This window comes from Micromonospora sp. DT47 (assembly GCF_049844475.1).
Taxonomy (GTDB): domain Bacteria; phylum Actinomycetota; class Actinomycetes; order Mycobacteriales; family Micromonosporaceae; genus Micromonospora.
The window spans coordinates 356959-378684 of record NZ_JBNCLC010000003.1; the positions used below are offsets into that span (position 1 = coordinate 356959).

The 21726-nt window shown below is 74.2% G+C and carries 18 protein-coding genes; 9 read left to right on the forward strand and 9 right to left on the reverse strand.

All coding sequences use genetic code 11. The annotated features are described in order from the left end of the window. Positions 1-60 precede the first annotated feature (60 nt). Positions 61-1272 carry an extracellular catalytic domain type 1 short-chain-length polyhydroxyalkanoate depolymerase gene (locus ACLQ2U_RS06725; protein WP_425749655.1) on the reverse strand — a complete coding sequence of 404 codons (1212 nt, stop codon included), beginning with the start codon at positions 1270-1272 and terminating at the stop codon, positions 61-63. Between the two features lie 206 nt (positions 1273-1478). Here ACLQ2U_RS06725 and ACLQ2U_RS06730 point away from each other — a divergent pair, with 206 nt between their 5' ends. The 4 genes from ACLQ2U_RS06730 (at position 1479) to nadE (ending at position 5404) form a co-directional block, all read left to right on the forward strand. Then, positions 1479-3305 (forward strand): DUF2079 domain-containing protein, encoded by a 1827-nt coding sequence (locus ACLQ2U_RS06730; RefSeq protein ID WP_425749656.1) that lies wholly within the window; start codon positions 1479-1481, stop codon positions 3303-3305. A gap of 52 nt (positions 3306-3357) precedes the next feature. Then, positions 3358-3999, forward strand: coding sequence for a lipoyl(octanoyl) transferase LipB (gene lipB / locus ACLQ2U_RS06735; RefSeq protein WP_425749657.1), 642 nt, complete (start codon positions 3358-3360; stop codon positions 3997-3999). 82 nt (positions 4000-4081) lie between these two features. Beyond that, entirely contained in the window at positions 4082-4474 is a 393-nt protein-coding gene (locus tag ACLQ2U_RS06740) for a VOC family protein (protein WP_425749658.1), read from the forward strand. Between the two features lie 105 nt (positions 4475-4579). Beyond that, positions 4580-5404, forward strand: a complete 825-nt coding sequence (gene nadE, locus ACLQ2U_RS06745) for an ammonia-dependent NAD(+) synthetase (RefSeq protein WP_425749659.1) — start codon at positions 4580-4582, stop codon at positions 5402-5404. A gap of 49 nt (positions 5405-5453) precedes the next feature. On the opposite strand, the gene aspS is transcribed toward nadE, so the two are convergent. Then, complete coding sequence (aspS, locus tag ACLQ2U_RS06750) at positions 5454-6740, reverse strand: aspartate--tRNA(Asn) ligase (RefSeq protein ID WP_425749660.1); 1287 nt, start codon at positions 6738-6740, stop codon at positions 5454-5456. 353 nt (positions 6741-7093) lie between these two features. Between aspS and lipA the strand changes: the two genes are divergently transcribed. Together lipA and ACLQ2U_RS06760 are read left to right on the forward strand one after the other, a co-directional pair. After that, positions 7094-8140, forward strand: a complete 1047-nt coding sequence (lipA, locus tag ACLQ2U_RS06755; protein ID WP_425749661.1) for a lipoyl synthase — start codon at positions 7094-7096, stop codon at positions 8138-8140. Between the two features lie 59 nt (positions 8141-8199). Continuing rightward, complete coding sequence (locus ACLQ2U_RS06760; protein ID WP_425749662.1) at positions 8200-9867, forward strand: hypothetical protein; 1668 nt, start codon at positions 8200-8202, stop codon at positions 9865-9867. 110 nt (positions 9868-9977) lie between these two features. Here ACLQ2U_RS06760 and ACLQ2U_RS06765 read toward each other — a convergent pair whose 3' ends face one another. Both ACLQ2U_RS06765 and ACLQ2U_RS06770 read right to left on the reverse strand, forming a co-directional pair. Further along, positions 9978-12998, reverse strand: coding sequence for a helix-turn-helix transcriptional regulator (locus tag ACLQ2U_RS06765; RefSeq protein WP_425749663.1), 3021 nt, complete (start codon positions 12996-12998; stop codon positions 9978-9980). Then, the gene (locus ACLQ2U_RS06770; RefSeq protein ID WP_425749664.1) at positions 12995-13165 is read right to left on the reverse strand and encodes a hypothetical protein; all 171 of its coding nucleotides are present in this window, start codon (positions 13163-13165) and stop codon (positions 12995-12997) included. The genes ACLQ2U_RS06765 and ACLQ2U_RS06770 overlap by 4 nt, the downstream gene beginning before the upstream one ends. Positions 13166-13361: 196 nt before the next feature. Between ACLQ2U_RS06770 and ACLQ2U_RS06775 the strand changes: the two genes are divergently transcribed. After that, positions 13362-14048, forward strand: coding sequence for a DUF4191 domain-containing protein (locus ACLQ2U_RS06775; RefSeq protein WP_425749665.1), 687 nt, complete (start codon positions 13362-13364; stop codon positions 14046-14048). Positions 14049-14103: 55 nt separating this feature from the next. Here ACLQ2U_RS06775 and ACLQ2U_RS06780 read toward each other — a convergent pair whose 3' ends face one another. After that, the gene (locus ACLQ2U_RS06780; protein ID WP_425749666.1) at positions 14104-14526 is read right to left on the reverse strand and encodes an RDD family protein; all 423 of its coding nucleotides are present in this window, start codon (positions 14524-14526) and stop codon (positions 14104-14106) included. 244 nt (positions 14527-14770) lie between these two features. Here ACLQ2U_RS06780 and glnA point away from each other — a divergent pair, with 244 nt between their 5' ends. Further along, positions 14771-16195 (forward strand): type I glutamate--ammonia ligase, encoded by a 1425-nt coding sequence (glnA, locus tag ACLQ2U_RS06785; RefSeq protein WP_425749667.1) that lies wholly within the window; start codon positions 14771-14773, stop codon positions 16193-16195. 75 nt (positions 16196-16270) lie between these two features. Here glnA and ACLQ2U_RS06790 read toward each other — a convergent pair whose 3' ends face one another. From ACLQ2U_RS06790 to mptB (ACLQ2U_RS06805), 4 genes are all read right to left on the reverse strand, one after another. Beyond that, positions 16271-16726 (reverse strand): SRPBCC family protein, encoded by a 456-nt coding sequence (locus tag ACLQ2U_RS06790; RefSeq protein WP_425749668.1) that lies wholly within the window; start codon positions 16724-16726, stop codon positions 16271-16273. A 14-nt stretch (positions 16727-16740) separates the two neighbouring features. Further along, the gene (locus ACLQ2U_RS06795) at positions 16741-17094 is read right to left on the reverse strand and encodes an ArsR/SmtB family transcription factor (RefSeq protein WP_425749669.1); all 354 of its coding nucleotides are present in this window, start codon (positions 17092-17094) and stop codon (positions 16741-16743) included. Positions 17095-17172: 78 nt separating this feature from the next. After that, entirely contained in the window at positions 17173-18633 is a 1461-nt protein-coding gene (gene mptB / locus ACLQ2U_RS06800; protein WP_425749670.1) for a polyprenol phosphomannose-dependent alpha 1,6 mannosyltransferase MptB, read from the reverse strand. A gap of 13 nt (positions 18634-18646) precedes the next feature. Then, the gene (gene mptB / locus ACLQ2U_RS06805; protein WP_425749671.1) at positions 18647-20059 is read right to left on the reverse strand and encodes a polyprenol phosphomannose-dependent alpha 1,6 mannosyltransferase MptB; all 1413 of its coding nucleotides are present in this window, start codon (positions 20057-20059) and stop codon (positions 18647-18649) included. A 35-nt stretch (positions 20060-20094) separates the two neighbouring features. Between mptB (ACLQ2U_RS06805) and ACLQ2U_RS06810 the strand changes: the two genes are divergently transcribed. Beyond that, positions 20095-21723, forward strand: a complete 1629-nt coding sequence (locus ACLQ2U_RS06810) for a hypothetical protein (RefSeq protein WP_425749672.1) — start codon at positions 20095-20097, stop codon at positions 21721-21723. The last annotated feature ends 3 nt before the right edge of the window (positions 21724-21726 follow it).

Genomic DNA, 21726 nt, shown 5'->3' on the forward strand with positions numbered 1-21726 from the left:
TGAAGTTGTCGCCCCGACGCGACGAGGCGGCGGGCGACAACTTCATGATCGGGGGGCGGGTCAGCAGCCGATGACCCAGTAGTTGGGGGCCGTCTGCTTGAGGGTCGTCGTGTAGAAGGTGTTGTAGAGGCCCATGCGCTGGTTGCTGCCCAGGGCGTAGGCGTAGCCGCCGGACTGGTAGGCGCGGCCGGCCGTCACGTGGGCGTAGTTGCTGGCCGTGACGCAGACCGGAGAGGCGGTCGGGGTCGGCGTCGGGGTGGGCGAGGCGGTGGCGGTCGGGGTGGGGCTGGGCGTGGCGCCGCCGCTCAGGCCGAAGAAGAGCGCGTCCCGGTACGACGAGCAGATGGTGTCCAGGAAGTACGACGTCGCCGTGCCGCACTGGTCGGTGGCCGAGCCGGGGTCGACGGGCGTGCCGTGCCCCATCCCGGAGACCCGGTAGAGCCGGACCGCGTCGTTGCCGTACACCTCCAGGCTGGTGCCGGCAGGCAGCGACGAGGTGCTGGTCGGGGTCTGCGAGACCCCGAGCACGTTGGTCCACTGGTCACGGGACTCGGTGGCGTTCATCGGCACCACGGTGGTGTCCGAGGTGCCGTGCCAGATGGACACCCGCGGCCGGCGGCCGGTGTAGCCGGAGTACGCGTTGCGGACCAGGTCGCCCCAGGCCGGCGGGGTCTTGTCCACCCCGCTGTACTGGCAGGTGCTGGTCGACGCCGGCGGCGAGCAGCGGTACGGCAGCCCGGCGATCACCGAGCCGGCGGCGAAGACGTCCGGGTAGGTGGCGAGCATGACCGAGGTCATCGCCCCGCCGGCCGAGAGCCCGCTGATGTGGACCCGGTTGCCGTCCAGGCCGTAGTTCGTCTTCGCGTAGTCGACCATCTGCTTGATCGACAGCGCCTCGCCCTGACCGCGATTGATGTCCCCCTCCGTGTACCAGTTGAAGCAGCTCAGCGACTGGTTCGCGCTGGACTGCTGGGGCACGATCAGGGCGAACTTCCACAGGTCGGCGTACTTCTGCCAGCCGGAGTTGGCGAAATAGCCGGCGGCGTTCTGGGTGCAACCGTGCAGGAGGACCACGGCCGGCGCGTTGGCCGGCAGGCCGTCCGGGCGGTAGGCGTACATGGCGAGGTTGCCGGGGTTCGAGCCGAAGCCGGTGACCTGGGTCAGGCTGGCGGCCTGGGCGGGCGCGGCGACGGCGACCAGGGCCGCCGCGGCCAGCGCGGCCCCGGCGACTGCCCCGGCCAGCCGGGTGAGGATGGATGAGGAGCGGCGCACGGCGACCTCCTGTTGCGATGTGAGCTGGGTCACCCCCGAATTGCCGCGACGTTACGTCCGTGTTTCAGACCAGCGACATGGGCGGCGCTCACACATTCGCCGCCGCCGATGTAGTGGTCGGGAGCCGGCCGTTAATCAAGATTCCGCGTCCGGCCGGCTTTCGTGTCTGACCGGTGCCGCCGGGTCCGGTTGGTAACGTCCGCTCCGTGCCGACCTCGCCGACCCGGGCCGCCGACCAGCCACCCGCCGCCGCGCCCGCCACCGGCCGGGGTCGCCGGACCGACCTGATCGTGGCGCTCCTCGCGGTCGCCCTGGCCGTCTGGGTGACCAGCGGACTGTGGCGCGACCCGAACAACCGGGCGATCGCCGTCAACTCCAGCGACCAGGCGCTCTTCGAGTGGCTGCTCGCCTTCGGCGGGCACGCGCTCACCCACGGGGAGAACCCGCTCTACACCCACCTGATCAACGTCCCGCACGGGGTGAACCTCGCGGTCAACACCTCGATCACCGTGTACGCGGCGGTCTTCGCGCCGCTGACGTACCTGATCGGGGCGCCGGCGACCTTCCTGGTGATCCTCACCCTCAACCTGGTCGCCACCGCGCTGGCCTGGTACTGGCTGCTCTCCCGGCACCTGGTCCGCAGCCGGCTGGCCGCCGGGGTCGGGGCGCTGTTCATCGCATACTCCCCCGGCATGGTGGCGCACGCCAACGCCCACCTGAACTGGACCGCCGGCTGGCTGGTGCCGCTGCTCGTCCAGGGCGTCTTCGCGCTGCGCCGGCCGGGGCGCTGGCTGCGCGGCGGGGTGCTGCTCGGCGTGCTGGTCGCGGTCGCCTTCTCCATCGCCGCCGAGGGGCTCTTCTTCACCGCGATGGCGCTCGCCGTCTTCCTCGCCGCCTGGGCGCTGCACCCGGCCCGCCGGGCGGAGGCGCGGGCAGCGCTGCCCACCTTCCTGCGCGGGCTCGGGGTGACCGCGCTGGTGGCCGGGGTGCTGCTGGCGTACCCGCTCTGGCTGCACTTCGCCGGCCCGCAGCGGTTCCACGGCACCGGCTTCGACCCGCTCATCCACTCCGAGGACATCGCGGCGTTCGGGGCGTACCCGCGCCGGTCGCTGGCCGGGGCGGCCGGGCTGGGCACCTCGCTGGCGCCCAACCCGACCGAGGAGAACTCCTTCTTCGGGGTGCCGCTGCTGCTGCTCACTGTGGCCTGTTTCGTGGCGCTGTGGCGGCGGGCCGCCCCGGGCCGCCGGGCGACCCTCGCCGCGCTGGGCATCACCGCCGTCGTGTTCACCGTGCTCTCCTGGGGGCCGCTGGCCACCTGGGCCGGGCGGCGCACCGGCCAGCTGCTGCCGTTCGGCGTGCTGGACAACCTGCCGGTGGTCAACGCCGCACTGCCGTCCCGGCTGGCGCTGGTGGTCGCCCCGGTGATCGGCCTGCTGCTGGCGTACACGATCGACCAGCTGCGCGCGGACCCGCCGCGACGCCGGGGCGCGGCGGCGGCCTGGATCCTCGGCTTCGCCGCCGCGCTGCTGCCGCTGCTGCCCATCCCCCTGCTGACCAGCGGGCGACCGCCGGTCCCGCAGTTCATCGCCGCCGGCACCTGGCGCCAGTACGTCCCGCCCGACGGGGTGCTCACCCCGCTGCCGCTGACCCTGGACGTCACCCCCGACGGGCAGCGCTGGCAGGCGTACGCCCTCTCCCACCGGCAGGGCGAGTTCCGCATCCCGTCCGGCTTCTTCCTCGGCCCCGGCGGCCCGGACGGCCGGGGCCAGATCGGCCCGCCGCCGCGCACCTTCGACACCCTGATGGACCAGGCCGGCCGGACCGGGCTCGTCCCGATCGTCACCGAGGGCAGCATCGAACTCTCCCGGGCCGACCTGCGCTACTGGGGCGTGCGGGCGGTCGTGCTCCCCGACCAGGTGCACGGCGCGAAGTACGACATCGACGAGGACGCCCTGCGCCGCACCGCCACCGCCCTGCTCGGCGAGCCCCGCCGGGTCGACGACGTCTGGCTCTGGATCGTCCCCGCCGCCTGACGCGACGAGGCTCACGCCGGGTGGCGGGCCGTGGCGGGTCTAGGCTGGGAGGGTGACTGCGACTACTTCTGGGCTGACGGCCGTTCGGGCCGGCGTGCTCGACTACCAGGCCGCCTGGGACGAGCAGCGGCGCCTGCACGAGTCGGTGGTGGCCGGCGAGCGTGGCGACACCGTGCTGCTGCTGGAGCACCCGAGCGTCTACACCGCGGGCAAGCGCACCGAGCCGTGGGACCGGCCGATGGACGGCACCCCGGTGGTTGACGTCGACCGGGGCGGCAAGATCACCTGGCACGGCCCCGGGCAACTCGTCGGCTACCCGATCCTCCGGCTGCCCGACCCGGTGGACGTGGTCGCCTACGTACGCCGCACCGAGCAGCTGCTGATCGACGTCTGCGCCGAGTTCGGGCTGGCCGCCGGCCAGGTCGAGGGGCGCAGCGGGGTCTGGGTGCCGGAGGACGACCGGGGGCCGGCCCGCAAGGTGGCCGCCATCGGCATCCGGGTGGCCCGCGGCGTGACCCTGCACGGCTTCTCGATCAACTGCGACTGCGACCTGGGCTACTTCGACCGGATCGTGCCCTGCGGCATCCGGGATGCCGGGGTCACCTCACTCACCGCCGAGCTGGGCCGCCCGGTCACCGTCGCCGACGTGCTCCCGGTGGTCGAGCGCCGCCTGGCCACCCTCGTCGAGGTCTGATCCCGCCGGGCGTCCACCCGATCGTTCCGGTGGCGGCGTCGGCGCCTCACCGCGCTGCCCGCTGAGGCCATACCCTCTCGGGGTGCAGATCGATCTCGTCACCCTCGTCGTCGCCGACTACGACCCCGCCATCGCCTTCTTCACCGAGGTGCTCGGCTTCGAGCTGGCCGAGGACTCCCCGTCGCTGACCAACGACGGTCGTCCGAAGCGCTGGGTGGTGGTCCGCCCGCCGGGCGCGCAAACCGGCCTGCTGCTGGCCCGGGCGGACGGCGAGCGGCAGGAGGCCGCGGTCGGCGACCAGGTCGCCGGCCGGGTCGGCTTCTTCCTCCAGGTCGACGACTTCGAGGCCACCTACCGCCGGATGCGCGACGCGAACGTCGAGTTCGTGAAGCCGCCGCGCACCGAGCCGTACGGCCGGGTCGCCGTCTTCCGGGACATCGCCGGCAACCCCTGGGATCTGCTCGGCCCCGCCTGAACCCGCGCCGCCCCGGTGTCGTCTCCGTCTCAACCCGATTGACCGCCGGTCCTCGGGAAGGGTTGGCTGCTGTCGAGACCCCGGCCGCCGACGGAAGGACCCCCGATGACCGACGTGATGTCGATGCAGCAGCAGATCGCCGACGAACTCCAGGTGGCGGCGACCTTCGACGCCGCAGAGGAGATCGAACGGCGGGTCGTCTTCCTCGCCGACCGTCTGGTCGACACCGGGCTGAAGGCGCTGGTCCTCGGCATCAGCGGCGGGGTGGACTCCACCACCGCCGGTCGGCTCTGCCAGCTCGCGGTCGAACGGGCCCGCGCCGCCGGCCACCCGGCGATCTTCGTCGCGATGCGGCTGCCGTACGGGGTGCAGGCCGACGAGCACGACGCCCAGACGGCACTGAAGTTCATCCAGGCCGACCGGGTGCTCACCGTCGACGTCAAGCCGGCCAGCGATGCCGCCCTGGACGCGCTGGTCGCCGGTGGGCTGACCTTCCGGGATGCCGGGCAGCGGGACTTCGTGCACGGCAACATCAAGGCCCGGCAGCGGATGATCGCGCAGTACGCCGTCGCCGGCGCGATGGGCGGGCTGGTCGTGGGCACCGACCACGCCGCCGAGGCGGTCACCGGGTTCTTCACCAAGCACGGCGACGGCGCGGCGGACGTCGTACCGCTGACCGGGCTGACCAAGCGGCGGGTACGCGCGATCGCCGAGGCGCTGGGGGCTCCCGCCGAACTCGTCGGCAAGGCGCCCACCGCGGACCTGGAGAGCCTCGACCCGGGCAAGCTCGACGAGGACGCGCTCGGCCTGGCCTACGAGCACATCGACGACTACCTGGAGGGCCGGCCGGTCCCGCCGGAGGTCGAGCAGGCGCTGGTGGCCCGCTACCGGGCGACCGACCACAAGCGCCGCCTGCCGGTCGCACCGTAGGAGACCGGTGGGCCGCGTCGGCCCGGCCTCGCCGGGCCGACGCGTACCGCTACGGGGTGAGGCGGTGCAGGTCGCGCGGGAAGGCGGTGACCTCGCGGACGTTGGCCGCGCCGGTCAGCCGGGCGACGAACCGTTCCAGGCCGATGGCGAAGCCGCCGTGCGGCGGCATGCCGTGCCGGAACGCGTCGACGTAGCCGGCGACCGGCTCGACCGGCTCGCCGCGGGCGGCCAGCGCCGCCAGGTAGTCGTCGTACCGGTGCAGCCGCTGCCCGCCGGTGACCAGCTCCAGCCCCCGGAAGAGCAGGTCGAAGCCGTTGGAGTACGCCGGCCGCGCCGGGTCGGGGTGGGTGTAGAACGGCCGCTTGGCCATCGGGTACCCGGTGACGAAGAGGAAGTCCGAGCCGTGCTCGGCGCGGGCCCACTCCCCCAGCGCCCGCTCGTGGGCGGGGGCGAGGTCCGGCTCGTCGGCCGGCGCGCCGGCGATGCGCAGCGCCTCGGTGAAGTGCACGGCCGGGATCTCGGCGGGTACCTCGGGTAGCTCCAGGCCCAACGTCGCCACCGTGCCGCCGGCCCGCTCGGCGACGCCGGCCAGCATCCCGGCGAGGGTGTCGCGCAGCACGGCCATCACGTCCCGGTGGTCGGCGACGAAGCCCAGCTCGACGTCGAGCGAGGTGTACTGGGCCAGGTGCCGCACGGTGTCGTGCGGTTCGGCCCGGAACACCGGCCCGACCTCGTAGACCCGCTCGAAGACACCCACCATGAGCTGCTTGTAGAACTGCGGCGACTGGGCCAGGTACGCGGGCCGGCCGAACCAGTCCAGCGCGAAGACGTTCGCCCCGCTCTCGGTCGACGAGGCGACCACCTTCGGGGTGTGGATCTCCACGAAGTCCCGGGCGTCGAGGGTGGCCCGGAAGCCGGCCACGGCCGCCGCCGAGATGCGCAGCGCCGCCGACCTCGACGGGTGCCGCAGCGCGACGGGCGCGTGGTCGAGCTGGGTGGGCAGGGTCGCGGTGAGCGCCGGCCGGTAGAGGTCGAACGGCGGCGGCACGGCGGGCGGGCCGAGCGGTCGTACCGTCGGGTCGGTCAGCTCGACCCCGGCGGGCGCGGTGTCGTTCGCGGTGGCCGCGCCGACCACCTCGACCACCGTCTCCTCGGTGAGTTTCTCCAGCTCGGCGCGGACGGTCGGGTCGGTGACCACGACCTGGGCCAGGCCGGCGGCGTCCCGGACGATCAGGAACGCCACCGACTTGAGCAGCCGGCGGCGGTGCACCCAGCCGGCGATCCGGACGGTCTCGCCGACATGGGAACGGAGCTGGGTGGAAAGGATGCGTTGCACGGCGGTTACCTCCTCGATCGATCGCAACGCGATCCCGGGAGGTGTGGGCGAGCGGGTCCTCGCGGTGCCACCACACCTTCGCCCCCGCCGGAGCGGGAGCCTCGTTCGTCGCCTTTTCACCGGGGCCAGCCGGGCGGGCTCTACTGGGCGCGGACGCCGTTCTTCCCGCAGCTCGGGAGGGTCTTCACGCGCCGGCGCCAGACCGCCTCCCAGCAACCGGCGGCTCTCTGCACTGGCGGATCGGGGCGCTACTCGGCTCCGTCACAGCTCTGCCCGGGACGCTAGCACGCCGACCGGGCCGATGTGACGACCTATTTTCGCCCCACGGTGTCCGGTGTCACAACATCTGCGGCGTGACGCCGGTCGCCCGACGTTCATCGACCGCGGCCGACCGGCGTAGGCTCGTTTTCGTGACGATCGAGCACTCCACGCCGACGACCGAGCAGGCCAGCCGCACCGCGACGGCCGCCCCCGAAGGGCGCCGCCTGCTGAGGATCGAGGCCCGCAACGCCGAGACGCCGATCGAGCGAAAGCCGCCGTGGATCAAGGTCAAGGCCAAGATGGGGCCGGAGTACACCCAGCTGCGCGGGCTGGTCTCGCGCGAGGGGCTGCACACCGTGTGCCAGGAGGCCGGCTGCCCCAACATCTACGAATGCTGGGAGGACCGCGAGGCCACCTTCCTCATCGGCGGTGACCAGTGCACCCGGCGCTGCGACTTCTGCCAGATCGACACCGGCAAGCCGGCCGAGTTCGACGCCGACGAGCCGCGTCGGGTGGCCGAGTCGGTGGCCACGATGGGGCTGCGCTACGCCACCATCACCGGCGTCGCCCGCGACGACCTGCCCGACGGTGGCGCCTGGCTCTACGCCGAGACGGTCCGGCAGATCCACGCCCTGCAGTCCGGCTGCGGCGTCGAGCTGCTGATCCCCGACTTCAACGCGGTCCCCGAGCAGCTCGCCGAGGTCTTCAGCTCCCGCCCGGAGGTGCTCGCGCACAACGTCGAGACGGTGCCGCGGATCTTCAAGCGGATCCGGCCGGCGTTCCGCTACGAGCGCTCGCTGGACGTCATCCGGCAGGCCCGCGCCGACGGCCTGGTCACCAAGAGCAACCTGATCCTGGGCATGGGCGAGGAGCGGGCCGAGGTCTCCCAGGCGCTGCGCGACCTGCACGACGCCGGCTGCGAGCTGATCACCATCACCCAGTACCTGCGCCCCTCGCCCCGGCACCACCCGGTCACCCGCTGGGTCAAGCCGGAGGAGTTCGTCGAGCTGCGCGAGGAGGCCGAGGAGATCGGCTTCGCCGGCGTGATGAGCGGGCCACTGGTGCGCTCGTCGTACCGGGCCGGCCGGCTCTACCAGCAGGCGCTCGACGCCCGCGAGCAGGTCACCGCCGCCAGCTGAGGCCACCGGTCGCCGCGTCGGCGGCCGTCCGCCGCCGCCCGGATGTCATGATCACAGGCATGACCGCCGGGGTACGCCAGCAGGCGCGCGACGCGTCGGGCCCGTGCGCCCGCCGGTGGCCCCCACCGCCGGTGCTGCTCGCCCTGCTCGTCGGCCTGGCCGGGGTCGGGTACCGGCTGGCCCTGCTGCTGGCCGACACCCCGCGCACCAACAGCGACGAGGCGACGATGGGGCTCGCCGCGCTGCACATCGCCCGGGGCGAGGACTTCCCGGTCTTCTTCTACGGCCAGGCGTACATGGGGGCGCTGGAGGCGTACCTGGCCGCGCCGCTGTTCGCCCTGGCCGGGCCCTCGGTGCTGGCGCTGCGGCTGCCCCTGCTCGCGTCGTACGCGCTCTTCCTGTTCCTCGGCTGGCGGCTTACCCGCCGGCTCGGCGGGGACCGCTGGTTCGCGCTGCTCGTGGTCGGGGTGCTGGCGCTGGGCTCGGACCGGATCGTGAAGAACCAGCTGATCGCCGGCGGCGGCTACCCGGAGCTGAACCCGATCGGGGTGGCGCTGGCGCTGCTCACCCTGGACCTGGCCGCCGGCCGACCCACCGGGCGACCGTGGCGCTTCGCCGGATTCGGGCTGCTCGCCGGGCTGGTGCTCTGGGTCGACCCGCTGCTGCTGCCGTACCTGCTGGCGCTCGGCGCGGTGCTGGTCTGGGCGGCCCGGCGGGAGCTGCGCGGTCGGCATGGCCTGCTGCTCGTCGGGGCCGCGCTGCTCGGCGCCGCGCCGCTGCTCGGGCACAGCCTCGCGCACGGCCGCAACCCGGTGGCGGCGGTGCTCGCCGCCGGCGGCGGGGACGCGACGGCGGGCTGGGTCGACCGGCTGCACGGCGGCCTGGTGCTCGGGCCCCCGTTGGGGATGGGTCTCTGCTCGCCGAGCCACTGCGCGCCCTGGCAGCTCTGGTGGGCGGTCGCCCTGCCGGTGCTGCTGGTCCTCGCCGGGCTGTCGGCCTGGCGCACGCTGCGCCCCCTTGCCGGCGGCCCGCGAACGGAGTCGATCAAGGGACGGCAGAGCCGCACCACGGGGCCGTCCGGGGCGGCGGTGCGGCTCGCGCTGGTGCTCGGCGCGGTGGGGACGCTCGCCGCGTACACGGTCAGCAGCGCCGCCGGGCGGACCCCGGTGGAGAGTTCCCGCTACCTGTCCTGCCTGCTGATCTCGACCCCGCCCCTGCTCTGGCCGCTGTGGCAGGCGGCCCGCCGGCCCGGCAACCGCGAACCGCGCGGCGGCCGCGAACAGGCCGGCGGTCCGGCGGCCGGTCGGACGGCACCGGTGCGGGTCGCGGCGGTCGGGGCGCTGGTCGCCCTGGTCGCCACCGCCACCGTCGCCACCGCCGGGACGCTGACCACCGTGCCGGCCAACCGGGCCGAGGCGCAGCGGCACCGCGCGCTGGTCGACGCGCTGCGCGAGCGGGGCGTCCGGCAGGTGTACGGCGAGTACTGGACCTGCAACCGGCTCACCTTCGCCGCCCGGGAGGAGATCGTCTGCGCGGTGCTGGACGAGCGGCTGCGCCCCGGCTTCGACCGGGTGCCGGCCTACCGACGGGCGGTGGAACGGGCGGCGGACCCGGCGTACGTCGCGCCGCTCGGCTCCCCGCTCGCCGCGCGGCTCGACCAGCGGCCCCCGGCCGGTCTGACGGCGGTGACCGTCGACGGCTGGCGGATCTGGCTGCCGGCTCGCTGACCCCCGCCGGCCGGCCTCGGGCACGGCGTACGCCTGCGCACTTTCACGGAAAGAGTGGCCTGGCGGGCGCGAATGACCACTCTTCCCGTGAAAGTGCGCGGGCGGGGGGGTCAGCGGGGGGTGGGGTCGGGGTGGTGGAGGAGGCCGAGGCGGTGGGCCAGGGCGGCCGCCTCGGTCCGGTTGGTGACGTCCAGCTTGGCGATGATCCGGGACACGTGCACGCTCGCCGTCTTCGGCGAGATGAAGAGCTGCTCGGCGATCCGGCTGTTGCTGTGCCCCTCGGCGACCAGCCGCAGCACCTCCTGCTCCCGGGAGGTGAGCAGGTCGGCGCCGGGCCGGCCCCGGGTCGCCCCGCGCAGCCCGACCCGCCGGGCCAGGGTGGCGGCCCGCTCGGCCAGCGGGGTCGCGCCCAGCCGCCCGGCGATGCCGGCGACCTCGGTCACCGCCGCCGACACCTCGTCCCGCTCCCCCGCCGCGGCGGCCGTCTCGGCCAGCGCCAGCAGCGCCCGGCCGAGGGCGTACGGCTGCCCGTCGACCCGCCACGCCTGCACCGCCGTACGCCAGGCCGGCAGCTCCGCGTCCCGCCCCGCCAGGGTGGCCGCCACCTCGGCGGCGTACGCCCGCTCGGCCGGGAACCGCGTCGGCAGCCCGGACGCGGCCGCCGCGAGCCGGACGGCCAGGTCCTGCTCGCCGGTGGCGCGGAGCACCCGGGCAACGGCGGCCAGCAGCGGCCACGCGTACCGGGGGTGGTCGGCCAGGCGGCCCTCCATGACGGCGGCGGCCGCCGCCCGCAGCGCCTCGGGCCGGTCATCGGCGGCGAGCGCCGCCTCCACCTCCAGCTCGCGCAGCGGCAGCCGCTGGTGCGGATGCAGGTAGGGCTTGGCGAGGAAGGCCAGCGCCCGCCCGAGGGCCTCCTCGGTGCCCGGGTGGGCCCGGGCCAGCCGCAGCCCGGCGCGCAGCTGGAGCCAGTGCAGGCCGGTGACCCCGGGCGGGTCGATCCGGGCCGCCTCCGCGCAGGTCGCCTCGGCGGCGTTCCACTCGCCGAGCGCGAGCAGCGCCTCGGCCCGGTTCGACAGCAGGTACGCGCCGGTGGAGCGACTCACCCCGACCCGCCGCGCCTCCTCCGCCCCGGTCGCCGCCGCCTCGGCGGACTCCGCGTAGCGACCCAGCTCGAACAGCACGTCGGAGACGTGCACCAGGGCGCTGACGACGGCCCACCCCTCGCCGGCGTGCCGGGCGGACTCCTCGGCCCGCCGCAGGTCGGCCAGCCCCAGGTCGGGCAGCCCGTCGCGGCGGCGTACCAGGGTCAGCTTCAGCGGCAGCAGCGGGCCGGCCGCGCCCGAGGAGTCCGCCGCGGAAAGCACCTCGTCGGCGATCCGGGCGCCCTCGTCGCGGTCGATGCGGGCCAGGAAGGCCGCCACGTCGGCGAGCAGCCGGAGGCGTTCCGGACCGTCCGACACCCCGGCCGCCAGCCGGTACGCGGCGCGCAGCTCCGGAGTGCCGTCGGTCTTGCCCAGCAGGGTCAGCAGCCGTCCCCGGCGGTAGAGCAGCCGGGCGGCCCGCAGCGGCTGCGCCGCCTCGTCGATCTCGTCCAGCGCCGCCCGGGTGAGGGTCAGCGCGCGACCGTAGTCGCCGGCGACGGTGGCCGCCACCACCGTCTCCTCCAGCACGGCCAGGTGGTCCATGCCGAGCCGGTCGGCGGCGTCGGGCACCACCTCCCACAGTTCAAGGACCCGTTCCAGCAGCCGGCTCTGCTCCGCGTACGCATACCGGTCGGCGGCCGCGCCGGCCGCCGCGCGAGCGGTGACCAGGGCGCGGGGGTGGTCGTGGGCGGCGTGCCAGTGGTGGGCGATCTCGGCCGGGGCCCGGCCGGCGGCGACCAGGTGCGGCTGCGCCTCGATGGCGGCGGCGTACCGGGCGTGCAGCCGGGCGTGCTCGCCGGGGAGCAGCTCGTCGTGGACGGCCTCGCGGACCAGCGCGTGCCGGAACTCGTAGTCGCCGTCGGGGTCGGCGACGACCAGCTGGGCGGCGACGGCGGCGCGCAGCGCGTCCTCCAGCTCATGCTCGGGCAGGCCGGCGACCTCGGCGAGGAGCTGGTGGGCGAAGCGGGTGCCGCCGGCGGCGGCGATGCGCAGCACCCGCTGGGCGGCGTCCGGGAGCCGATCGACCCGGGCGAGCAGCAGGTCCCGCAGGGTGTCCGACAGGGTGGCGCAGCCGACCGGGCCACTGGCGGCGGCCAGCTCCTCGATGAAGAACGGGTTGCCCTGGGTGCGTTCGTGGATGTCGTCCACGGCCCGGGCGGAGGGCTCACCGCCGAGCAGGTCGGCGAGGACCACGCCGGTGTCGTCCCGCTCGAGCCGGCCCAGCTCGATCCGCTCCACGCCCCGGGCCCGGTCCAGCTCGGCGAGGAAGGGCCGCAACGGGTGGCCGCGGTGCAGCTCGTCGGTGCGGTAGGTGCAGACCAGCAGCAGCCGCGCGGTGCGGGCGGCCCGGACGAGGAAGCCGATCAGGTCCCGGGTGGACCGGTCGGCCCAGTGCAGGTCTTCGATCAGCAGCACCAGCGGCTGGGCGGTGGCGAGCCGGTGGAACAGCTCACCGACCAGGTCGAACAGGTAGCCCCGGGGGGCGTCGGAGGGCACCGGTCCGGCCGGCGCGGCGACGGCGGCGGGCACCCGGGCCAGCTCCGGCAGCAGGCGGGCGAACTCCGACTCGTACCCGTCGAAGGCGCCCGCCCCGTCGCGGCGCAGCACCTCGCGCAGCGCGGCGGCGAACGGCGCGAAGGGCAGGCCGGCCTCGCCCAGTTCCAGGCACTGGCCGACCAGCAGTCGGGCCCCGCCGGCGGTGGCCAGCGTGCCGAACTCCTCCAGCAGGCGGGTTTTGCCGACCCCGGCCTCGCCGCCGACCAGGACGGTGGTGGGCTCGCCGGAGCGGGCCCGGTCGAGCGCGGCGCGCAGCATCCCGAGTTCGCCTTGGCGGCCGACGAGGACGGTGCTGGCGGCGCGTACGGTCACGGCACTGAGCATGCCATGTGCGGCGCCGGCGCCGTCCCCGCCGACCGGCCGGTCCGTGCCGGCCGGCGGCGGGGGCCCGTCGAGGGTGGCCGCCGGGGCGGCGGCCGTCGTGCTGGTCACCGGCGGGCGGCGTCGGAGCGGCCCGGCTGGCGCCGCCGGCCCAGCCAGCCCCGTGCGTGCCGGCGGGGCAGCGACCGGGCGAGCCGGTCCGCCTCGGCGTCGGCCTGCAGTTCGGCGGCGTGCGAGCGGTGGATGCTGAGGAGGAATTCTGCGTCGTTGCCGAACATGTCGGGCTCCTTCGGATCGTGTCGTCGACTTCTGACGTTGACTCTCCGCGCGAAGGTGGCCCGGGGGCATGGGTGCGCCGCCTGATCTTCGGCCGCTCCCCCTCCTTACCCGGCGCGGAAACGACCGCTGAGGGCTCGTAAGGTACTCAGCCGGCCGCGGATCATCTCGTCGCGCGGGACCACTAGACTCTCCGACATGGCAAAGCCCCAGGAGAAGGTCTCGTTCGGCCAGCGGCTGAAGCAGATCGGGATGGTGTTCCGGTTCACCGCCAAGCAGGACAGGTGGTTCGCGCCGCTGGCCGCCGCGGCGGTGCTGATCCCGCTCGCGCTCACCGTGGTCGCGGTGATCCTCTGGGGCTGGCTCTGGCTGCCGCTGGGCATCCTGTTCGCCCTGCTCGCCGTGCTGATCGTGCTGAACCTGCGGTCCAACAAGGCGATGATGAACGCCGCCGAGGGGCAGCCCGGCGCGGCGGCGCAGATCATGGAGAGCATGCGCGGCGACTGGCGGGTCACCCCGGCGGTCAGCTCCACCACCCAGATGGACATGGTGCACCTGGTCATCGGTCGTCCCGGCGTGATCCTGCTGGCCGAGGGAAATCCGCAGCGGGTGCGCGGCCTGCTCGGCCAGGAGAAGCGCCGGCTGGCCAAGGTGATCGGCTCCGCGCCGCTGCACGACTACGTGATCGGTCAGGGCGAGGGTGAGCTGCCGATCCGCAAGCTGCGGATGACCCTGATGCGGCTGCCGCGCACGCTCAACGGCAAGGACGTCAACTCGCTCGACAAGCGGCTCAAGGCGCTCACCTCCCGCCCGCAGATGCCCAAGGGCGCGATCCCGAAGAACATGCGGCCGCCGGGCGCGTTCCGCCAGCCGCGGGGCCGCTGACCCCCCAGCCGTACGCGAGGAGCCGGGCCCGCCACAGCGGACCCGGCTCCGGCGGTCAGGGGCGGGCGGGGCGGGGAGCGTCGGTGATGACCGAGCCGGTGAGGCGGTCGTGCAGGCCGCGCCGGTGCTCATCCATGATCAGTGCGGGCACCACCAGGGCGAGCAGGAGGCCGCGCAGCAGGGCCCGGACCAGCCCGATCCGGCCGCCGTCGGCCCAGCCCACGCAGCGGATCCTCGTGATGAACATGCCCGGGGTCTGCGCGAACAGCCCGAGGAAGAAGCCGTACTCCAGGATCAGCACGAGGACGGGCGGCCAGCCGTCACGGACCGGATCGGCGAAGCCCCGGGCGATCAGCAGGCAGAGCACCCAGTCGATCACCAGGGCGCCGAAGCGACGACCGATGCTCGGGGGCGTGAAGGCGGGGTCCGTGGCGGGCGGCACCGGTACGGCGGCGGCGGGGTTGGTCACAGCGGTCAAGGGTAGCGAGGCGCCCGGTGGTTCCCGGATCGGCACGCATCGCGGAATCGGACCAAAAGCATCAATTAGCAATACTCCGCATCAGCCGGTATCGTCCGAACGGAGACCCGGAGGGGACTGAGCGGCGCAGATGACGCTCCGCGAGCGACGTAACACGGCAGAAACATCGGAGACACGGCCGGGCAACCCCGCGGTCATAGCGTCGCCAGAGCCCAGCCACCCCGTGGACGTGCCAGGAGGACGTGTGTTCGCCAATCCCGAGGAACTCCTGCGATACCTCAAGAACGAGGACGTGAAGTTCGTCGACGTACGTTTCTGTGACCTGCCCGGCGTGATGCAGCACTTCAACCTGCCGGTCGAGTCCGTCAGCGACGAGCTCTTCACCGACGGCCTCGCGTTCGACGGCTCGTCGATCCGCGGCTTCCAGGCGATCCATGAGTCGGACATGCTCCTGCTCCCGGACGTCGCCACCGCCTTCATCGATCCGTTCCGCGCGCAGAAGACCCTCGCGCTCAACTTCTTCATCCACGACCCGTTCACCCGCGAGGCCTACTCGCGCGACCCGCGGAACGTGGCCAAGAAGGCCGAGGCGTACCTCGCCGCGAGCGGCATCGCCGACACCGCGTACTTCGGCGCCGAGGCGGAGTTCTACATCTTCGACTCGATCCGCCACGAGACCTCGGCGCACCAGTCGTTCTACTACATCGACTCGATCGAGGGCGCCTGGAACACCGGCCGCGTCGAAGAGGGCGGCAACCGCGGCTACAAGACCGCGTACAAGGGTGGCTACTTCCCGGTGCCGCCGGTCGACCACTACGCCGACCTGCGCGACAGCATCGTGCGCCGGCTGGTCGACACCGGCTTCACCGTGGAGCGTTCGCACCACGAGGTGGGCACCGCCGGCCAGTCCGAGATCAACTACCGGTTCTCGACGCTGCTGCACGCCGCCGACCAGCTCCAGCTCTTCAAGTACATCGTGAAGAACGAGACCTGGGCCAACGGCAAGACCGCGACCTTCATGCCGAAGCCGCTCTTCGGCGACAACGGCTCGGGCATGCACACCCACCAGAGCCTCTGGCTGAACGGCGAGCCGCTGTTCTACGACGAGACCGGCTACGCCGGCCTGTCGGACACCGCCCGCTGGTACATCGGCGGCCTGCTGCACCACGCCCCGTCGCTGCTCGCCTTCACCAACCCGACGGTCAACTCGTACCGCCGGCTGGTGCCGGGCTTCGAGGCGCCGGTCAACCTGGTCTACTCGCAGCGCAACCGCTCCGCCTGCACCCGCATCCCGGTCACCGGCAGCAACCCGAAGGCCAAGCGGGTCGAGTTCCGGGTGCCGGACCCGTCGGCCAACGTCTACCTGGCCTTCTCGGCGATGATGATGGCCGGCCTGGACGGCATCAAGAGCAAGATCGAGCCGCCGACGCCGATCGACAAGGACCTGTACGACCTGCCGCCGGAGGAGTGGGGCTCGGTCGAGCAGGTGCCGGGCTCGCTGCCCGAGGTGCTCGACGCGCTGGAGGCCGACCACGACTACCTGCTCGACGGCGGCGTCTTCACGCCGGACCTGATCTCCACCTGGGTGGAGTGGAAGCGGGCCAACGAGGTCGACCCGGTGCGCCTGCGCCCGACCCCGCACGAGTTCGCCATGTACTACGACTGCTGAGCAGCGTTCAACCACCGGCCGGGCCGGCTCCGCGATCGCGCGGGGCCGGCCCGGCCGTTTCCTGTCGCCGGGTGCTCAGCGGGCGAGCAGGGCGTCCAGCTTGGTGAAGGAGCTGTTCCAGCCCTCCCGCGACATGCCCTCCATCTCCTCGCTGAACGGGCCCTGCCGCAGCACCAGCCGGGTCTTGCCGCCCTCGTCGTGGAACTCCAGCCGCATGGTGAGCCGGGGGCCCATGCCGGGCATGCCCTGCACGTCCTCGTAGCCGACGAGCAGCTCGTTCTCGATCACCTCGATGAAGGTGCCGTTGGCCGGGGAGGTCATGTTCGGGTCGTCGTCGTTGACCATGGTGAACCGCTGGTGGCCGCCGACCCGGGCGTCGACGTCGACGCTCTCCCGGGGCACCGACCAACCGACCGGGCCGAACCACGCGGCAAGCTGGTCGGGGTCGGTGAAGGCGCGGTAGACCAGCTCCCGGGGCGCGTCGAAGATGCGGGTGATGACGAGTTCCTTGGTGGCCGTGGTCTCGCTCATGGTGCTGTCCTCTCTCACTGTGGATCCTCGGTCGGTGTCGCCTGTGCCTGCTGCATCCGCTTGAGGTGCGCGTCGAGTCGGTCGAAGTTCGTGTCCCAGAACTGCCGGTACCGCTCCATCCAGGCCGTCGCCTCCCGCAACGGCTCCGGGTTGAGACTGCTGGAGCGCCACTGGGCGGCGCGGGTCCGGGAGATCAGCCCGGCATGCTCGAGCACCTTCAGGTGCCGGGAGATGGCCGGGAGGCTGATCGCGAACGGCTCGGCGAGCTCCGTGACGGTGGCGTCCCCCTCGGCCAACCGGGCGAGGATCGCCCGGCGGGTCGGGTCCGCCAGCGCCGCGAAGATGACGCTGAGTCGATCGGTCGCCATTTCCTTAACCACCTCGTTAATTAACGGATGCGTTAAATATAGGTTCCGACGGGGTCACCGTCAAGCACCTCCGGGAATTCAGCTCGAACGCGTCCGGCGGGCCCGCACCGTCCAGCCGGCAAGCGCCACCACCAGCACCGTCATCGCGATCGCCCCGGGCGCCTTGCCGTACCGGGCCACCGTCGTGCCGTCCGGCAGGGTCAGGAAGGCGGCCACCGCGCTGGGCAGCACGAACCAGGTGGTCCGGACCGCCGAGACGGCCAGCACGGCCAGCGGCCAGGTCGCGTACCAGGGGTGGAAGACCGGGGCCAGGGCCACCGTGGCGGCCAGCGCCACCCCGGCTCCGAAGAGGGCGACCCGGGGCCGGGCCGCAGCCAGCCGGCGCACCCGCTGCGGGACGTCGTTGAGTCGGCGCAGCGACGTCCAGGCCCGCCACCAGAGCACCACCAGCAGCACCGCCAAAAGCACCAACGCGACCGCCCGGGTGACCGGCACCGCGCCCGGCCGGCGCCCGGTCAACTCCCCGAGGTAGTCCACGACGAAGCCGACCGCGGTCGGCGGCGAGGTCCACTGCTGCGAGTCGCCGCTGCGGGCCAGCCCACCGATCCAGCCCAGTCCCAGCCCGGACAGCGCCGAGGTGGCGGCCAGCGTGGCCAGCACCCCGCCGGCCAGCCAGCCGCCGTCGCGCACCAGCGCCCGCCAGGTGTAGCGGCCGAGCACCGCCGCGAGGGCGGCGAACGGCAGCACCACCACCGCGGTGGCCTTCACCGCCACCGCCAGCCCGAGCAGCGCGCCGGCCACCAGCAGCGGCCCCGGCCTGCCGGGCATCCGGACCAGCACCAGCAGGCCGAGCAGGAGCAGCCCGAGCATCACCGCGTCGTTGTGCGCGCCGGCCACCAGGTGCACCCCGACCAGCGGACAGGCCAACGCCAGCCAGGCCGCCCGACCGGTGGGCACCCCGGCGGCCCGGGCCAGCCCCGGCAGGCAGAGCCCGGCCAGCAGCACCCCGGCCAGGGCGAACAGCCGCAGCAGCACCAGCGCGCCGACCAGACCGCCGCCGAGGATCGCGGCCAACGCGGCGAGCAGCACGAAGAACGGGCCGTACGGGGCCGGGGTGTCCCGCCACATCGGCGCCACCGAGTCCAGCCACGGGCACCCCGCCGCCGCCACCCCCGCCTGGTACGGGTCGTGTCCGGCCGCGTACGACCAGCCCTGGCAGGCGTACGAGTAGACGTCCCGGCTGGACAGCGGGGGCGCGGCCAGCAGCGGCAGCAGCCACAACCCCGCGGTGAGGTACGCCCACCGGGTCGACGGGACGCCCCGGCGCAGCGCCCACCACGCGCCGACCAGCAGCGCGGTGCCGACCAGCCAGCCACCCAGCGCCCAGGGCCCGTGCCGGACGAGCCACGGGCCGGTGGGCGGGACGTCCGGCAGCGCACCGCCGAGCCAACCGGCCACGGTCAGCAGCACCGCGCCGACCAGGCCGGCGTACCGCGCGAGGCGGGCCCGGCCGTCGCTCGGCGCGCCGGGCTCGGTCACCGGCTACCTCTCCTCAGTCGATGGGGGCCGGCCGGCGGGCCGCCCGAGCCGACCGTACCAACCGGACCGCCACCACGATCACCAACAGCGTCATCAGCGGGGCGCCGGGCATCTTGGTGTACCGGGCCAGCCCGGTGCCGTCGGCCAGCACCAGGAACGACGACACCAGCGCGACCAGCGCGAACCACCGGGTGTCCCGCCGGGCGGTGGCGGCGAGCACGACCAGCGGCCAGGTCCAGTACCACGGGTGGAAGAGCGGGGCCAGGGCCACCGTGGCGGCCAGCGCCAGGCCGGCGTGCCAGAGCGGGTCCCGGGTGCGGGCCCGCCACCAGAGCCAGACCAGCAGCACCGCGAGGACCAGCACGCCGATCGCCCGGGTCACCGGCAACGCGTCAACGTGGGCGCCGAAGAGCGCCGCCACGTACCCCACGGTCTGCCCGACCGCGGTGGGCGGCGAGGTCCAGGCGATCACGAGGCTGCCCTGTTCCAGCCCGCTGATCCAGCCGAAGCCCAGGCCCGCCGCGAAGGTCACACCGACCGCCGCGGCGAGCGCGCCGCCGACCACCGGGCCGCCGTCGCGGACCAGCGTCCGGATCCGGTACGGCCCGGCCATCGCGGCCAGCGCCGCGAACGGCACCACCACCAGCGCGGTCACCTTGACCGCGGCGGCGAGCCCGAGCAGCACTCCCCCGGCCAGCAGCGGCCAGCGGCGACCGGGCCGGGACGCCACCACTGCCAGCCCGGCGACCAGCAGGCCGACCATCAGCGCGTCGTTGTGCGCCCCGGAGATCAGGTGCACGCCGATCAGCGGGGAGGCCAGCGCCAGCCAGAGCGCCCGCGGCACCGGGACCCCGCATCGGCGGGCCAGCACCGGCAGGCACCAGGCGGTCAATGCCAGCCCGGCCACCGCCAGCAGCCGGAACAGCGCGACGGCGGCGGTGAGCGAGCCGGTGGCCTTGACGATCGCGCCGGAGATCATGATGAACAGCGGCCCGTACGGCGCGGGGGTGTCGCGCCAGATGTACGAGATGGTGTCCAGCCAGGGGCAGGGCAATGCGGAGACGCCCTGCTCGTAGGGGCTGATCCCGGCCGCGTAGCTGGCGCCCTGGCAGGCGTACGCGTAGGCGTCCCGGCTGCCGAGCGGCGGCGCGAGCAGCAGCGGGAGCAGCCAGAGCCCGGCGGTGACCAGCGCCCAGCGGGCCGACGGCACCCGGTCGCGCACAGACCACCAGGCCCATGCCATCAGCGCGGTGCCGACCAGCCAGAGGCCGATGATCAAGGGCCCGTGCGGGCCCTGCCAGATGCTGACCGGGGTGGGGCGCAGCTCCCCGTCGGGCAGCGCGCCACCGAGGTACGCGGCGACGGCGAGCAGCACCGAGCCGGCCAGTCCGATCCAGCGCGAGAGGTGGTGAGGCACGTCGGACATGCTGCCAGTACCGTGGTCGCGGACCGGAGGTGGGCATGCGGGGCAGCAGGGTGGTGGGGCTTTCCGCCGTCTGCGCCGCCGTGCTGGGCTGGGTGTACCTGGCCCTGCCGAGGATGGGCTCCGACCTCTCCGCCCAGGTGGCCCGCGCCGACTTCTTCGCCGCGCACGGCCCCGCCCTGGTCGACCTGCGCTGGTACGGCGGGATCCACCCGCTCGGCTACAGCCTGGTCTCCCCGCCGCTGATGGCCACCCTCGGGGTACGGCTCACCGGGGTCCTGGCGCTGGTCGCGGCCGCCACCGCGTTCGCCGCGCTGCTGGTCCGCACCGGCGTGCCCCGGCCCCTGCTCGGCAGCCTGGTCGGGGTGCTCACGATCGCCGGCAACGTGGTCTCCGGCCGGGTGACGTACGCCCTCGGGGTGGCCTTCGGCCTGGCCGCGCTGCTCGCCCTCACCCTGCCCCCGCCCGCCTCGCCGGAGGGCGGGACCGGCCCGGGGTCCGGCGCCGGTCGTGCCGGGTCCCGACGCTGGACGAGGCCGGTCCTGGTGGTGGCTGGCGCGCTGCTGGCGTCGGCGACCAGCCCGGTGGCCGGCCTCTTCGTCGGGCTGGCCGGGGCGGCGCTGCTGCTCACCCGCCGGTACGCCGACGGCCTGCTGCTCGGCGTCGCCGCGGCGGTGCCGATCGGGATGACCGGGCTGCTCTTCGGCGAGGGCGGCTGGATGAACATCAGCCGCACCGACACCCTGCGGGCGGTGCTGACCAGCCTGCTGGTCGCCGCGCTGGTGGCGTACCGGCCGGTGCGGGTGGGGGCGCTGCTGGCGGCGGCCGGGGTGCTGGCGGCGGCGCTGGTGCACACCCCGGTCGGGTTGAACGCGACCCGGCTGGTGACGATGTTCGCGCTCCCGGTGCTGGCCGCCGCCGCCCGCCCGCCCGCCGGGGTCGCGGGTCGGCTCGCCGAGCGGCTGCGGAGCCGGGCGGCCGGCGGCGTGGCGCTGGCCGCGCTGCTGGTGGTGGTCTGCTGGTGGCAGCCGCCGGTGGTCGCCGCCGACCTGCGCAGCGTCGACGACCAGACCGCCAGCCGGTCGTTCTTCGCACCGCTCCGCGCCGAGCTGGCCCGGCGGGGGCTCACCGGGCGGGTGGAGGTCCCGCCGACCCGCAACTACTGGGAGGCGGCGCAGCTCGGCGAGGTGCCGCTGGCCCGGGGCTGGCTGCGGCAGGCGGACATCGCCCGCAATCCGCTCTTCTTCGGCACCGTACCGGGGGCCACCGGCACCGGGGTGCCGCTGACCTCGGAGAGCTACCGGGCCTGGCTCGCGGAGAACGCCGTGCAGTACGTGGCCGTCCCCGACGTCCCGCTCTCCTGGGTGGGCCGGGCCGAGGCCGAGCTGGTCGAGGCGGGGGTGCCGTACCTGACCGAGGTCTGGTCGGACGCCCACTGGCGGCTCTGGGCGGTGGCCGACCCGACGCCGATCGTCGGCGCGCCGGGCGAGCTGGTCCGGCAGGACGCGGCGTCGCTGACCTTCCGCACGCCGGCCGCCGGGACGGTGCCGGTCCGGGTCCGGCACACCCGCTGGCTGACCGCCTCCGGCGGCGCCACGGTCAGCGCCGACGGCGACTGGACGACGGTGACGGTGCCGCGCGCCGGCACGTACACCCTGGGCGGCTGACGG